The organism is Methyloversatilis discipulorum (assembly GCF_000527135.1).
Lineage (GTDB): Bacteria > Pseudomonadota > Gammaproteobacteria > Burkholderiales > Rhodocyclaceae > Methyloversatilis > Methyloversatilis discipulorum.
The window spans coordinates 3,821,071-3,835,359 of record NZ_AZUP01000001.1 but is presented as its reverse complement, the minus strand read 5'-3'; the positions used below and the strand labels follow the sequence as shown (position 1 = coordinate 3,835,359).

At 68.1% G+C, this 14,289-nt stretch carries 12 protein-coding genes; 3 read left to right on the top strand and 9 right to left on the bottom strand.

Features of this window, described 5'->3' with window-relative positions; all coding sequences use genetic code 11:
- Positions 1 to 25: 25 nt before the first annotated feature.
- Together purD and hemF are read left to right on the top strand one after the other, a co-directional pair.
- Complete coding sequence (purD, locus tag METFAM1_RS0117935; protein ID WP_019916862.1) at positions 26 to 1,288, top strand: phosphoribosylamine--glycine ligase; 1,263 nt, start codon at positions 26 to 28, stop codon at positions 1,286 to 1,288.
- Positions 1,285 to 2,208, top strand: coding sequence for an oxygen-dependent coproporphyrinogen oxidase (gene hemF, locus METFAM1_RS0117930; RefSeq protein WP_019916861.1), 924 nt, complete (start codon positions 1,285 to 1,287; stop codon positions 2,206 to 2,208). The genes purD and hemF overlap by 4 nt, the downstream gene beginning before the upstream one ends.
- 186 nt (positions 2,209 to 2,394) lie before the next feature.
- On the opposite strand, the gene METFAM1_RS0117925 is transcribed toward hemF, so the two are convergent.
- From METFAM1_RS0117925 to hemC, 7 genes are all read right to left on the bottom strand, one after another.
- The gene (locus METFAM1_RS0117925; protein WP_019916860.1) at positions 2,395 to 3,030 is read right to left on the bottom strand and encodes an OmpW/AlkL family protein; all 636 of its coding nucleotides are present in this window, start codon (positions 3,028 to 3,030) and stop codon (positions 2,395 to 2,397) included.
- Positions 3,031 to 3,110: 80 nt separating this feature from the next.
- Positions 3,111 to 4,118, bottom strand: coding sequence for a M48 family metallopeptidase (locus tag METFAM1_RS0117920; RefSeq protein WP_029644383.1), 1,008 nt, complete (start codon positions 4,116 to 4,118; stop codon positions 3,111 to 3,113).
- A gap of 1 nt (position 4,119) precedes the next feature.
- Positions 4,120 to 5,205, bottom strand: a complete 1,086-nt coding sequence (locus METFAM1_RS0117915; protein WP_019916857.1) for a YjgN family protein — start codon at positions 5,203 to 5,205, stop codon at positions 4,120 to 4,122.
- 56 nt (positions 5,206 to 5,261) lie between these two features.
- On the bottom strand, positions 5,262 to 6,425 hold the full coding sequence (locus METFAM1_RS0117910; protein ID WP_019916856.1) for a heme biosynthesis HemY N-terminal domain-containing protein: 1,164 nt from the start codon (positions 6,423 to 6,425) through the stop codon (positions 5,262 to 5,264).
- On the bottom strand, positions 6,425 to 7,519 hold the full coding sequence (locus METFAM1_RS0117905) for a uroporphyrinogen-III C-methyltransferase (RefSeq protein ID WP_019916855.1): 1,095 nt from the start codon (positions 7,517 to 7,519) through the stop codon (positions 6,425 to 6,427). The genes METFAM1_RS0117910 and METFAM1_RS0117905 overlap by 1 nt, the downstream gene beginning before the upstream one ends.
- A 4-nt stretch (positions 7,520 to 7,523) precedes the next feature.
- A complete protein-coding gene (locus METFAM1_RS0117900; protein WP_019916854.1) occupies positions 7,524 to 8,321 on the bottom strand; it encodes a uroporphyrinogen-III synthase in 798 nt (265 codons plus the stop codon).
- Complete coding sequence (hemC, locus tag METFAM1_RS0117895; protein WP_019916853.1) at positions 8,318 to 9,328, bottom strand: hydroxymethylbilane synthase; 1,011 nt, start codon at positions 9,326 to 9,328, stop codon at positions 8,318 to 8,320. The genes METFAM1_RS0117900 and hemC overlap by 4 nt, the downstream gene beginning before the upstream one ends.
- Positions 9,329 to 9,524: 196 nt before the next feature.
- Between hemC and ppc the strand changes: the two genes are divergently transcribed.
- Complete coding sequence (gene ppc / locus METFAM1_RS0117890) at positions 9,525 to 12,308, top strand: phosphoenolpyruvate carboxylase (RefSeq protein WP_019916852.1); 2,784 nt, start codon at positions 9,525 to 9,527, stop codon at positions 12,306 to 12,308.
- Positions 12,309 to 12,516: 208 nt separating this feature from the next.
- On the opposite strand, the gene METFAM1_RS0117885 is transcribed toward ppc, so the two are convergent.
- A complete protein-coding gene (locus METFAM1_RS0117885; RefSeq protein ID WP_019916851.1) occupies positions 12,517 to 13,275 on the bottom strand; it encodes a LytR/AlgR family response regulator transcription factor in 759 nt (252 codons plus the stop codon).
- A gap of 2 nt (positions 13,276 to 13,277) precedes the next feature.
- Positions 13,278 to 14,276, bottom strand: a complete 999-nt coding sequence (locus METFAM1_RS0117880) for a sensor histidine kinase (protein WP_019916850.1) — start codon at positions 14,274 to 14,276, stop codon at positions 13,278 to 13,280.
- Positions 14,277 to 14,289: the final 13 nt, after the last annotated feature.

The window sequence follows — 14,289 nt, the reverse complement described above, 5'->3', positions numbered from 1 at the left end:
GCGCACGATTGAAGAAGGACGTGAAATGAAACTGCTGGTCATCGGTTCGGGCGGGCGCGAACACGCCATCGCCTGGAAGCTCGCGCAGAGTCCGCGCGTGCACAAGGTCTACGTGGCGCCGGGCAATGCCGGCACCGCGCTGGAACCGAATATCGAAAACCTGCCGATCACCGATTTCGCCGAGCTGATCAGCTTCGTCGAGAACGAGAACATCGCCTTCACCGTGGTCGGCCCGGAAGCGCCGCTGGCCGCAGGCGTGGTCGATTGCTTCCGCGTGCGTGGCCTGAAGATATTCGGCCCCACCCGCAAGGCGGCCCAGCTCGAAAGCTCTAAGGACTTCGCCAAGCAGTTCATGGTGAAGAACAACATCCCGACCGCCTGGTACCAGACTTTCACCGACGCCGCAGCTGCGCGCGCCTATGTCGACGAGATGGGCGCGCCCATCGTGATCAAGGCCGACGGCCTGGCGGCCGGCAAGGGCGTCGTCGTGGCGATGACGCTGACCGAAGCGCACGCCGCCATCGGCACCATGCTGCCGGGCGACGACGGCGGCAAGTCACGCGTCGTGATCGAGGAGTTCCTGCAGGGCGAGGAAGCCAGCTTCATCGTCATGTGCGACGGCATGAGCGCACTGCCTCTGGCCACCAGCCAGGACCACAAACGCCTGCTCGATGGCGACGCCGGCCCCAACACCGGCGGCATGGGCGCCTATTCGCCGGCGCCGGTGGTGACGCCGGAAATCCACGCCCGCGTGATGCGTGAAGTGATCCAGCCGGTGCTGACCGGCATGGCGCTCGACGGTCTCCCCTTCACCGGCTTTCTGTATGCCGGCCTGATGATTTCGCCGGAGGGCGACATCAAGGTGCTGGAATTCAACTGTCGCATGGGCGACCCGGAAACCCAGCCCATCATGATGCGGCTGAAGACCGACCTGGTCGACTTGATGGAAGCCGCGCTCGACTACAAGCTGTCGGAAGCCAGCACCGACTGGGACCGCCGCGTCGCGCTCGGCATCGTGATGGCCGCCGCCGGCTACCCGGATGCGCCGCGCAAGGGTGACGTGATCAACGGCCTGCCGGCGGCGACCGCGGAAGGCCACGTGTTCCACGCCGGCACCACCGAGCGTGATGGCAAGGTGGTCACCAACGGCGGCCGCGTCCTCTGCGTCACCGCGCTCGGCGATACGGTGAAACAGGCGCAGCGCGCCGCCTACGCGCTGTGCGACCAGATCCAGTTCGACGGCGCGCAGTTCCGCCGCGACATCGGCCACCGGGCGGTACGGCGATGAGCACGCGGGCGGAAAGTGTCCGCGCCTGGCTACTCGACCTGCAGGACCGCATCATTTCAGGCCTGGAGAAGGCGGACGGCTCGCCCTTTCTGACCGACGGCTGGGTGCGCGGTCCGGAGGAGAGACTGCAGGGCGACGGCCGCACGCGGCTGATCGAGGAAGGCAAGCTGTTCGAGCGCGGTGGCTGCAATTTCTCGCACGTGCGCGGCGACACGCTGCCGCCGTCGGCATCGGCCAACCGCCCGGATCTCGCCGGCGCCTCGTTCGAGGCGATGGGCGTGTCGCTGGTGCTGCATCCGCGCAACCCCTACGTGCCGACCGTTCATCTGAACGTCCGCTTCTTCACCGCGCAGCCGAAGAACGGCGAGGCCGTGTGGTGGTTCGGCGGCGGCATGGATCTGACGCCGTACTACGGCGTGGAAGAGGACGCCGCCCACTTCCACCGTACCTGCCGCGACGCGCTGGCCCCCTTCGGCGCCGACACCTGGGCACGCTACAAGAAGTGGTGCGACGACTATTTCTATCTGAAGCACCGCAAGGAAGCGCGCGGCATCGGCGGCGTGTTCTTCGACGATCTGGGTGCCGACGGCGAAGTGAGCTTCGATCACGCCTATGGGCTGACGCAGGCGGTCGGCAACGCCTTCCTCGACGCTTACCTGCCCATCGTCGAACGCCGCCGCGACACGCCCTTTGGTGAGCGCGAACGCGACTTCCAGGCCTACCGTCGCGGCCGCTACGTCGAATTCAACCTGGTGTTCGACCGCGGCACGCTGTTCGGCCTGCAGTCGGGCGGGCGTACCGAATCCATCCTGATGTCGATGCCGCCGGTCGTGAAATGGCGCTACGACTGGCACCCCGCCGACGGCTCGCCGGAAGCGAAGCTCTACACCGACTTCCTCCCGCCGCGGGACTGGGTATAGCAGGCGTGCGCGAAGCGTTGCTTCGCGCCTGCGCAGCCGCCCGTTCGTCAGTCCGGCGCGAGCGCAGCCCGATAACCAAAAAAACGGGCACCTCAAGGGTGCCCGAACCGGGACTGCAGGAAGAACTTTTTGGCTTGCCCGCCGGCCTTCAGGCTTGTGGCCCTCGACCGGCGAACCCGCTCAAACTCAGAAGCGATAGCCGATACCGACCGAATACAGCATCGGGTCGATGCCCAGCTTGGTCACCTTGGCGCCGCCGGCGCCCTTGATGAAGATGTCGGTGTCGATCGCGACATACTTGACGTCGAAGTTCAGGAACCACTTCGGCGCGATCTGCACGTCGGCGCCCACCTGTGCCGCCCAGCCGAAGCTGCTGCGGTCGATGCGCAGCGGCACGCTGCCGCCGAGAACGGTGCCGGCATCCAGATCGACGCTGGAGAAGCGCGTGTAGTTCAGGCCAAGACCGGCGTAGGGGCGAATCTGACCTTCCGGATTGAAGTGGTACTGCAGCGTCAGCGTCGGCGGCAGGTGCTTGACCGAACCGATGCCCACACCGCCCAGCTCCACGTCATGCTTCTGCGGATAGGTCAGGATCAGCTCGGCCGCGATGTTCTTGGTAAAGAAGTAGGTGATGTCGATTTCCGGGAACACCTTGTTCTCGGCTTCGACATCGATCGGCAGGCCCAGACCGCCCGAATTGTCATTATCCGGGTTCATGTACAGCGCACGTGCGCGCACCATCCAGTTGCCTTCGTCAGCCGCGTTGGCCACGCCTGCCACGGCAGCCAGTGCTGCCACGCCCACCCACTTGATCGCCTTCATTTTTACTTGCTCCAGAGGATTTAAACCGCATTCAGTGACGGCAGTATCCTCAAGAGCCGAAAACCCCACGTTGACCAAGGTCAATCGGCGGTGAAGTCTCCGCGGCGGAGCTTTTCGATACGTTGTGCGCTATCCGGATGGCTTGAAAGCCAGCCCGCAGCCGTGCCATCCTCGCGCGCGCCGTGCGCGCGAGCGAGGCGTTCGAGCATGTCGGCCAGCGGCGCCGGTGAGCGCCCCTGACCGCGCAGCGCGCGCGCCGCGTAGGCGTCGGCTTCCTCTTCCATGCCCCGGGAATAGCCCGACTGCAGCAGCACGGTCGGCGCCATCGCCAGCAGGCTGCTCACGTCACCGGCATACCAGGTCATGAACAGCGCGACGGCCGACCCCTGCAGCACCATGCGCATGCCATGCCTGAGTTCGACGTGCCCGAGTTCGTGCATCAGTACGGCCAGCACCTGTTCGTCATCGTCGGCCAGCGCGACCAGTTGGTCGGTGACGATGAGCGAGCCGTCGGGCAGCGCAAACGCGTTGGCACCGACCGATCCGCCCGAGCGGAACAACAGCCTGTGCGGCAGCGCGCTGCGCGCGGCGAGCGCCGAGCGCAACTGCTGCTGGCGCGCCTCGCCGAGTTTGCTCGGTGCCAGCAGGCGGTCGTCGAGCAGTTCGAGCGCCTGCTGTGACATGCCCGCCACCACCGCCGGCGGCACATGCGGTGCCGCCATGCCGGCAGCCCAAGGCAAGCCGTAGCGCGCGCCCAGCCAGACGATGAGGATGAGCGCTGCGACGGCACCGAGCACGAAGCGGGCGTCGAAGGCCCAGCGCACCGTCGCACGGTCGCGATGACCACTGGCGTCGAGCAGCAGCGCCAGCGCGGCGTGATCGCGCACCTCGACGTGCGCACCGTCGGCGAAGGTGATCAGCCGCGGCGCCGACCCCATGGGCTCGGACAGACGCAGCGAAGACAGCGGCTCGCGACGCGCGACGCCTTCGGCCTGCACGTGCAGCGCGTCATCGTCGAGCTCGATGGTCGCCGCATGCGCCCGCGCGCTGACACCGTCGAAATACAGGGCCGCCACCGCTGACGGCATGTCAGAGCGCGATGTCGACGTCGAACAGATCGGCCGCCTCCTCGCCAGTCGCCGCCACGTCCTGCGACTGACCGGCGACGAAGTCGTCGAGCGGACCGGCGCTGATCATCGTGACGCTCTCGATCCGGTAGCGCGCGAGGCGTATCGCGGCGAAGGGCATGAACAGACCGAAGGTGCACACGATGGCGATCAGGTTGGTCAGCGTGATCGCGTACAGCGTGCGGGCACGGGCACGCGACTCGAAGCGGTGCGGACCGAGCTGCGTGTTGTTCCACACCACGTTCTGCAGGCGTGCAAGCAGATAGGGCTGGACCAGCATGAGCACGGCCAGCCAGCCGAGAAACAGAAGCATCGGCAGCATGGACATGCTTTCCGGCCCGCCGCCACTCAGCGCGAAGAGACCCACCATCATTGCCCCCATGACGAGCAGGCCTGCCAGAAGGAGCAGGAACAGGACGCCGTACATCCTGTAAAAGGCGGACACCGGTACATCCAGACGAAAACGCGTTGCGCCGAAGCGTGCATTGTCGATCTGATAGCGCTTCATGCGCTGGTGCCACATCGGCGCCAGCAGGTAGAGCGTGATGACAGACAGCAGCGGCCACATCAGGAAGACCGAGTAAGCGCCTCTCTCGTCGCCATCGAAGGCGAAGCGCAGGCCACGCCAACTCGTATTGCGGGCGCGGAACTTCAGCGAACGCATCAGCAGCATCGGCATCACGGCCGCGAGCACGATGGCGACCGCAATGCCGAGGTAGAGCGAGAACTCGAATGACAGGTTGTAGGCGACCAGCAGGATGACGCCGATCACCCGCCCTTTCAGGATGGCGCGCGGATCGCCGTGGTAATCGAAGGCCGCTCCGCCCAGCGTGGTATGGCGATGGAAGTACTGCAGCCGCCTGACCTTGGCCCAGGCGGAGTAGATGCCCAGCGTGACGATGCTGAGCAGCAGGTTCACGATCCAGATGCCGAAGTACTCGGCGCCGCGGCCGGAGAAGATGAGCGCCTCCGCGTGCGGCGCGCCGGACGGCCCGAAGGGGTCTGCAGGCGGCTGCACCGCGACGTCACGTTCAAAGGGATTGTTCATGTCTCGCCCGCGCCGATGATCACGCGCGGATCATGACATAGGCACAGCGGCGAGGTTCACTTCATCAGTGCCGCAGCACGGAAATGTGCCCGCGCATCGTCAGGTCGCTCCAGGTGTTCGGCCAGCAGCGCCAGTTCGACATGGACGATGCGCGACGGCTGCACCGCCAGCGCCGCTTCGAGATAGCTCTGCGCCTTGCCCCACAGCTGCTGCGTGCGGCACAGGCGACCGAGTGCAAGCAGCAGTTCGGCGTCGTCCGGATGGTCGCGCAGCCAGGCCTCCGCCCGGGCGATACGCGCCAGCGCGTCGCTGCCATCGGAGTGCGCATACAGCGTCATCAGCGACGATTCCCAGCCGCGCTCGATCTGCGCCTCGATCAGCTTGCGCGCCTGCGCGAACTGGCCGGCCGCGACCAGCGCCTCGCACATTGCGCGCACGACCTGCGCGTCCTCGCGCTCGACCGACGGCAGGCTCTTCCAGTAGGCATCCAGTTCCGCCGGATCGACGTCGTGCAGCGCCCCCATATGCGCCTGGCGGCGGACCGGTGCCGCCTGTTCCGGCGTCAGCGCGCGATGCTTCTGCAGCAGTCGCACCACGCGCAACAGACCGCCCCAGTCGCCGAGGCCGCGGCGGGCGCGCATCGCCAGCCGCAGTGCGGCGACGTGGCGCTGACCGCCGGACTGCAGCACGTCGATGCGCTCCAGCGCGTCACCGTATTCGCGGCGGTCGGTCAGGATGTCGGCTTCGGTCATCAGGCGCGCGGTGCGCAGATCGTCGAAGCGCTCGGCCTGGCGCAGCCACTCGTCGGCCTGCACCTGCTCGCGCATCGCGTGCGCTGCGCGGGCGCCGATCAGCGCCGCCAGCCCGGGCGACTCGCCGCCCTCGACCGCCACCCGCGCGCTGCGCTGCGCGTGGCCGTAACGGCCTTCGAAATACAGGCGCGCGGCGTCGCGCAGCGCGGTCACCGCACGATGACGGCGCTGACGGGCGCGATAGCGCGCGGCGCGCGCCGGCATGCGCATCAGGCCGTCGATGAAGTGGAACAGGCTGTACAGCAGCGCGACACCGAGCAGCAACGTGACGATGAACAGGTTCAGCGACAGCTCGACGCGCCACGGCGACCACTGGATCAGCACGAAGCCGTCATTGTGTCGGGCGGCGATGACCAGACCGACGGCCAGCGCACACAGGCCGAGCAGCCACAGCAGCAGGCGCACCATCAGCGCTTCTCCTCGCGCGCGACGGTCGGGCGCTGACGCTGCGCCTTCAGCTGGGCCAGCGCACTCATCGATTCATTCAGCCCCGGCAATGCCTCGCCCGGATCGACCGCCGCCAGCTGGCGCAGCGTGACCAGCGCGTTCTCGGTCTGCCGGGCGCGCGTGTCGTAATAGCGCTCCACCCATTCGCGCGCCAGCCGGATGTCCTCACGCCAGACGGCACCATTGCGCTGCAGCAGCGCGACGCGCGCGTTGATCAACCGCAGTTTAAGGTTCTCGCGCAGGAAGAAGCTGTGTTCCGGCGACAGCAGCGCCGGGTCAGGACGGTCGAGACGTTCGATGCGCACCAGCAGGCGCACCTCCTCCCACACCGCCCGCGCCAGCCGCTCCACCAGCGTCGGCTCCGCTCCCTTGTCGTCACCGCCCGCTGCCGGCGCATCCCGGGCCGGCGAGCGCTCGAAGGCGAGCGGCAGCCCGTCGACGACCGCGAGCAAGGTGTCGATGCGCAGCGCCTGACCGGACAGATCGGCCATCGGTGCGCGGCGCAGCCGTTCCATGTCGTTCGCCATGGCACGGCGCAGCGGCAGGTAGCGGCCGGTATCGACGCGCGCCAGCCGTGCCTCGGCGCCGGACAGCGCGCTGAGCGCGAGCTTGGCGTCACCGGCCAGCTGCAGCTGCTGCTGACCCAGCACCAGCGCGTGCTCGACTTCGGCCAGCACGCGCTCGTCGTAGCTGCGCACCAGATCGTCGGCCAGGTACTCGTAGGCCTCGATGCGCGCCCGCAGCTCAGTCAGCTGCACTTCCTGACTGCTCAGCCGTGTACCGTAGCCGGCGATGCCTGCGGCTTCCTGTTCCGTCGCGCGGGTGGCCTGGGCCGCCTGCTCGCCGACCACCTCGACTCGCCGATGCAGCTCCGACTCCAGTGCGCGCATGCGCTGCAGCATCAGGAAGCTTGCAACGCCCAGCGCGACCAGCAACAGCAGCGACAGGCCCAGCGCCCACAGCGGGACGACGCCTTCGCGCTTCGACGACGCCGGCTGCGAGGCAGCTGCGCCGACAGGGGTGACAGGGGTATTCGGTGGTGTCTGCTCGCTCATGTCGTCAATGAAGGTCGCGCGACGGCGACGAAAAGTAATCGGTCAGACCGGCCATCAGGCCGGCATCAGCGGGATCGGTCTCGATCACGCGGGCAAAGCCCTGTTCGCGCGCCTGCTCGGCGATGCGCGCGTGTGGCGCGAACAGCGGCAGCGCGCGCAGCGCGTCGGCGCAGTCCAGACCGGGCAGCGCCAGCAGATTGCGCAGCGACTCGGACGAGGTGATGGTGAGCGCGTGCAGTGCGTTGCTTCTTACGGCCTTGCACAGCGGCGCGCCATCGCGCGGCGGCACGCGCCGGTAGCAGGCGATGTGTTCGACCGTCGCACCGCGCGCGCGCAGCGTGTCGCCAAGCAGTTCGCGCCCGCCGTCACCGCGGAAGATGAGCACCCGACGCCCGGCCAGCGCGGCCGCCGACAGTTCGGGCAGCGCCAGCAGCGCCTCGGAATCGAAACGTCCCTGCTGCGGCACCAGCACGCGGGCGATGCCGCGCGCGCGCAGCGCCTGCGCCGACTGCTCGCCCACCGTGGCGGCCGGCAGTGCAGCCGGCCAGGCACGCCGCGGCAGGATCAGGTCGAGGGCATGAGCGACCGCGTTGGCGCTGACGAACACCGCCAGCGCCGCGTCGTCCAGCGTCGCTGCGGCCGCTGTCACCGCCGCGGTGTCAGCCAGCGGCTCGATGTCGATCAGCGGAAATTCGAGCGGATGGCCGCCAGCCGCGCGTATCGCGTCGCTGAGCGCAGCCGCCTGCGCGCGCGGGCGGCTGACCAGCACGCCGCGTCCGCTCAGCGCGCCGCGCGGATTCATCGTCCGGCCAGATCGTCGAGGATGGCCTGTGCGCCGTCCGCCAGCAGGGCCTCGACACAGACGGCAGCCAGTTCGTCCGGCTGCGCGATATTGCCGCGCGCCTCGGCCATCGCGATACGCGAGCCGTCCGGCATCGCGACGCGCGCGCGCAGCCACAGCGCGCCACCGTCGAGCACGCAGTAGGCGGCCAGCGGCACTTCGCAGGAGCCGGCCAGCGCGCGCGACACCGAACGTTCGGCACGTACGCAGGCTTCGCTGGTGCCGCACACCAGCGGCGCCAGCCAGGCCGCCACTTCCGGCCGCGACGACAGCGCCTCGATGCCGAGCGCGCCCTGACCGGCTGCCGGCAGCGACAGTTCAACCGGCAGCAGCGAACGGATGCGGTCGCCCAGACCGAGCCGCTTGAGGCCGGCCGCGGCGAGAATGATCGCGTCGTACTGGCCCTCGTCGAGCTTGCGCAGACGGGTATCCAGATTGCCGCGCAGGCTGCTCACCGCGAGATAGGGGAAGTTCGCGCGCAACTGCGACTCGCGCCGCAGGCTGGAGGTGCCGACCACGGCACCCGGCGGCAGTTCGTCGAGGGTCGCGTAGCGCGACGACACGAAGGCGTCCTGCGGAACCTCGCGCTCCAGCGTGGCGACCAGCGCGAACTCGTCGGCCAGCGTCATCGGCACGTCCTTCATCGAATGCACGGCCAGATCGGCACGGCCTTCGAGCAGGGCGGTTTCCAGTTCCTTGACGAACAGACCCTTGCCGCCGACCTTGGCCAGCGGGCGATCGAGAATCTGGTCGCCGCGCGTGGTCATGCCGAGGATGTCGACGGTCGTACCCGGGTACAGCGATGACAGTCTGTCACGCACGTGTTCCGCCTGCCACATGGCGAGACGCGACTCGCGCGATGCGATCACGATGCGCCCGGGCTTCGGGTAAGCTTGGGTTTCCTGCTGCGGTACCGACTGCGCGCGATCCGCCGCAATGAGGTCCGCCGGGCCGGCCGGATGATCCATATGGAAAATAGGCGTGTGGTGATCAGTTAGGTGAACACACCGCGCGCCGGCGTGAGCGAGTGCCTACAGGCAGCGCGCGAATCGGCCCGAATTCTAGCAGCCCCGGATGGAACATCGCATCGCCTCAGCCAGAGCAGGCCGGCGGCGCGCATGAATCAGACACTCATTCAGGACCCTCTTCGAGGAAGGATTGCCAGTGAATCAACAGGCCCAGACGCCGGTTGCGGTGCACGATCGCGCCACGCACGACAAGGACCAGCCGCTGTTCGACGACATCCGCCTGCTCGGCCGCATGCTGGGCGACGTGGTGCGCGAGCAGGAAGGCAGCCGCATGTTCGAACTGATCGAGAACGTTCGCCAGCTGTGCGTGCGCTTCCGCCGCGACGACGACCTCGACGCGCGCGCCGAACTGGCCAAGCTGCTGAACGGCCTGTCGGACGACGATTCCATCATCGTCGTGCGCGCCTTCAGCTACTTCCTGCATCTGGCCAATATCGCCGAAGACCAGCACCACATCCGCCGCGCCCGCGCTCACGCCATCGCCGGCGATCCGCCGCGCCCGGGCACGCTGGCCAACGCACTGCAGAAGGCGCTCGACGCGCAGGTACCGGCCGACGAAATCCTCGCCTTCTTCCGCGACGGGCTGGTGGTGCCGGTGCTGACCGCGCACCCGACCGAGGTGCAGCGCAAGAGCATCCTCAGCCAGGAAATGAAGATCGCCCGCCTGATCGACGAGCGCGACCGCATGCGGCTGACGCCGGAAGAACTGGAAGAGCGCGACGAGGCGGTGCGCCGGACCATCACCTCGCTGTGGCAGACGCGCATGCTGCGGCGCACCCGACTGTCGGTCGCCGACGAGGTGATCAACGGCCTGTCCTTCTACGACTACACCTTCCTGCGCGAACTGCCGCGCGTCTACAACTCGGTCGAGGATCAGCTCGAAGCGGCGTTTCCGGAACACCGGCGCGAAATCGGCAACTTCCTGCGCATGGGTTCATGGATCGGCGGCGACCGCGATGGCAACCCCTTCGTCACCGCCGACGTGCTGCGCGCGACGCTGCGCGTGCAGTCGTCCAAAGCGCTCGATTACTACCTTACCCAGGTACACATCCTCGACACCGACCTGTCGCCGACCACGCTGCTCAACAACGTCAGCGACGAACTGCGCGTACTGGCCGCCACCGCGCCGGACAAGTCGCCGCACCGCGAGGACGAGCTGTACCGCCGCGCGCTGGCCGGCATCTACGCACGCCTCGCGGTCACCGCGCGCACGCTGGACCAGCACGAGGCGCTGTGGAAGGCGGTCGGTGACGCCGACCCCTACAGCAACGCCGAGGAGTTCGTGCGCGACCTCGACGTGATCCACGACTCTCTGGTCAGTCACAAGTCGGCGCTGATCGCGCGCGGCCGCCTGCGCCGGCTGCGCCACGCCGCGCGCGTGTTCGGCTTCCACCTGGCGGCACTCGACCTGCGGCAGAACTCCGACGTGCACGAGCGCGTGATCGCCGAACTGCTGGCCAACGCCCACGTCTGCGGCAACTACCTCGAACTGCGCGAGGAGCAGCGTATCGAGGTGCTGATCAACGAACTGGGCACGCCGCGCCCGCTGACCGCGCCCTTCATGCAGTTCTCGGCCGAAACAGAGGGCGAGCTGGCGATCGCGCGCACAGCCGCCGAGATGCACAAGCTGTATGGCGAGGCCGCGCTGCCGAACTACATCATCTCGAAGACCGACGGCGTGTCCGACATGCTGGAAGTCGCCCTCATCCTGAAGGAAGTCGGTCTGCTCAATGTGCATGAGCGGCAGGCGGCGATGAATATCATCCCGCTGTTCGAAACGATCGGCGACCTGCGCAACGCCCCGCGCATCATGGACCGGCTGTTCACGATTCCGATCTGGCGCGTGCTGCTGGACGCGCGCGGCGAGGCGCAGGAGGTGATGCTGGGCTATTCGGATTCGAACAAGGACGGCGGCTTCCTCACCTCCGGTTGGGAACTGTACAAGGCCGAAACCAAGCTGGTGCAGGTGTTCAAGCGCCACGGCGTGCGGCTGCGCCTGTTCCACGGCCGCGGCGGTTCGGTCGGCCGCGGTGGCGGCCCGAGCTACCAGGCCATCCTGGCGCAGCCGGGCGGTGCCGTGCAGGGACAGATCCGCATCACCGAACAGGGTGAGGTGATCGCCTCCAAGTACTCCAACCCGGATGTCGGCCGGCGCAACCTCGAAGTGCTGGCCGCGGCCACCTTCGAAGCGACGCTGCTGGGCAAGCGCGAGGCCGCCGCGCCGCCGGAGTTCACCGACGCGATGGAAGAGCTGTCGGGGCATGCCTTCAAGGCCTACCGCAACCTCGTCTATGAAACGCCGGGTTTCGAGAAGTACTTCTGGGAATCGACCGTCATCACCGAAATCGCCGAGCTGAACATCGGCTCGCGCCCTGCCTCGCGCAAGAAAGGACAGAAGATCGAGGACCTGCGTGCCATCCCCTGGGTGTTCTCGTGGTCACAGTGCCGGCTCATGCTGCCCGGCTGGTACGGCTTCGGCTCGGCGGTGAACGCCTACCGCGCCCAGCACGCCGACGGCATGGCGCGGTTGCAGGCCATGGTGAACGAATGGCCCTTCTTCGCCACACTCATTTCCAACATGGACATGGTGCTGTCGAAAACCGACATCGCCATCGCCAGCCGTTACGCCGAACTGGTCGAGGACGAGGCGCTGCGCACCGCCATCTTCACGCGCATCCGCGCCGAATGGCAGGCCACGCTGGACGCCGTACGCCAGATCACCGGCGCGCAGGAACTGCTGTCGACCAACCCGCTGCTCGCGCGCTCGATCCGCAACCGCTTCCCCTACATCGAGCCGCTGAACCACCTGCAGGTCGAACTGCTGCGCCGCTTCCGCGCCGGCAACCGCCACGAACGCACGCGCCGGTCGATCCACCTGACCATCAACGGCGTCGCGGCCGCGCTGAGAAACAGTGGGTGATGAGGTGAGGGTTTCGCCGAGCACCGCTCGGCGCTCACCGAATGAGTCGGCCATGCAGGGCCGACTTCCATAGCTTCTGTTTCGGCGAGCACTGCTCGCCGCCCATCGAACCGGTCGGCCATGCAGGGCCGACCGTCGATGATGAGGTGAGGGTTTCGCCGAGCACCGCTCGGCGCTTACCGAATGAGTCGGAGCTTACCCGCCGTCGTCAGCCCCGCTCCGTCCCCCGGATGTCGGCAAACTCCGCCCTGACCTGCGCCCACTGCCGCCGGCTCACTGGCAGGCGTTCATCCAGCCCCTTCAGCACGACCGCCCAGTGCCCTTCGGCGCCGTCGCGCACGTGCTCGAAGCCGATCACGGCGTCGCGCGCAACCAGACAGTTGCGGTGGATGCGCACGAAGCGCCGGGCGAATTCCTGTTCCAGTGCGGCGAGCGCTTCTTCCAGCAGGTATTCGCGGGCGGCGGTACGCGCGGTCACGTATTTGAGCTCGGCACGCAGGTAGAGGATGTCGGCCACGGGCAGCAACAGGATGCGGCCGCGTTCGCTGCACGACAGCTGGGTGCGCCCGGCCTCTGCCGGCTGCACCCGTCGCTCGGGTACCCGGCGCAGCGCGTCGAGCAGCCGGTTCGCGCGCACCGGCTTCATCAGGTAGTCGACCGCCTGCAGTTCGAAGGCGCGCACCGCATACTGGTCGTAGGCGGTGCAGAACACGAGTACCGGCGGCCGCGGCAGCGCCGCCAGCCGCGTCGCAAGTTCGACGCCATCCATGCCGGGCATGCGGATGTCGACCAACGCAACGTCGGCCTGATCGTCGGCCGCCAGCGCGGACAGACGTTCCAGCGCCTCCTGTCCGTTCGCCGCCTCGCCGACCACCCGGTTCGGCAGTTCGTCCGCGATGTCGGACAGCAGCGCGCGCAGGCGCAGGCGGGCCGGGGCTTCGTCGTCGGCGATGAACACGCGCAGCATGCTCAGCCCCCCACCCGGTATGGAAAGCGGATGCGCACGCGGTACAGCCCGTCCTGCTCGCCCGCCTCCAGCTGCGCTTCCAGGTCGAAGAAGAGCATCAGCCGCTCGCGGATATTGTCCAGCGCCATCCGGTTACCGCTGCCGTGGCCGGTCGTGCCGTCGCGCGGCGGCGCCGGATTGTCGATCTCGACCACGACGTCGCCACCGGCGCGCTGCACGCTCACCCTGACCTCGCCGTTGCCGGCCAGCGGCTCGACGCCGTGATAGACGGCGTTTTCCAGTAGCGGCTGCAGCATCAGCGGCGGCACCCGTGCGTCTGCCGGACAGCCCTCGGTCTGCCAGCGGACGCCCAGGCGGTCGCCTAGACGCAGGGTTTCCAGCGCGATGTACTGGCGACACAGCGCCAGTTCGTCACCGAGCGTGACCAGATCACGGTTCTCGCGCATCAGCACGCGGAACAGGTCCGACAGTTCCTCCAGCGCGCGCTCGGCCCGGCGAGGGTCGTCGCGCATGATGCCGAGCACCGCGTTCAGGCTGTTGAACAGGAAGTGCGGCCGGATGCGCGCTGACAGCGCCATCAGCCGCGCCTGCGCGATGGCCGGGCCGAGCGCGCGCTCCTGCACGGTGAAATAGATCATCGCGGCGGCAGCGGCCAGCAGCGCCCAGACCGCCTCGCGCACCGGCCACGACGGCATCGCGTCCACGTCCCAGCCGCCGAGCGAGGCGGTTGCCAGCACGCTGGCGAGCGCGACCAGACCGGTCAGCGCCCAGCCGCTGCGCGCGCTGAGCCGGGCGAACATCGGCGCGGCCAGATAGAGCAGCAGCAGTGACAGGATGAGCGCCGGCTCGACCCGCGCCGCCATCTCCGCCGCATCGAGCGGCAGCGCATCCCAGCTGCGGTTGCGCGCCAGCAGCGCCAGCGCCGCCAGCGCATTGACCAGCAGCACGGTGCGCAGCATCACGCCGAGATTGCGCCAGTCGGGCGCGCGCGCCGGCCTCACGTCCGCCCCCGCG

Coding starts and splice junctions, on each gene's coding strand:
- purD (WP_019916862.1), top strand. CDS start 26: ATGAAACTGCTGGTCATCGGTTCGGGCGGGCGCGAACACGCCATCGCC.
- hemF (WP_019916861.1), top strand. CDS start 1,285: ATGAGCACGCGGGCGGAAAGTGTCCGCGCCTGGCTACTCGACCTGCAG.
- METFAM1_RS0117925 (WP_019916860.1), bottom strand. CDS start 3,030: ATGAAGGCGATCAAGTGGGTGGGCGTGGCAGCACTGGCTGCCGTGGCA.
- METFAM1_RS0117920 (WP_029644383.1), bottom strand. CDS start 4,118: ATGCCGTCAGCGGTGGCGGCCCTGTATTTCGACGGTGTCAGCGCGCGG.
- METFAM1_RS0117915 (WP_019916857.1), bottom strand. CDS start 5,205: ATGAACAATCCCTTTGAACGTGACGTCGCGGTGCAGCCGCCTGCAGAC.
- METFAM1_RS0117910 (WP_019916856.1), bottom strand. CDS start 6,425: ATGGTGCGCCTGCTGCTGTGGCTGCTCGGCCTGTGTGCGCTGGCCGTC.
- METFAM1_RS0117905 (WP_019916855.1), bottom strand. CDS start 7,519: ATGAGCGAGCAGACACCACCGAATACCCCTGTCACCCCTGTCGGCGCA.
- METFAM1_RS0117900 (WP_019916854.1), bottom strand. CDS start 8,321: ATGAATCCGCGCGGCGCGCTGAGCGGACGCGGCGTGCTGGTCAGCCGC.
- hemC (WP_019916853.1), bottom strand. CDS start 9,328: ATGGATCATCCGGCCGGCCCGGCGGACCTCATTGCGGCGGATCGCGCG.
- METFAM1_RS0117885 (WP_019916851.1), bottom strand. CDS start 13,275: ATGCTGCGCGTGTTCATCGCCGACGACGAAGCCCCGGCCCGCCTGCGC.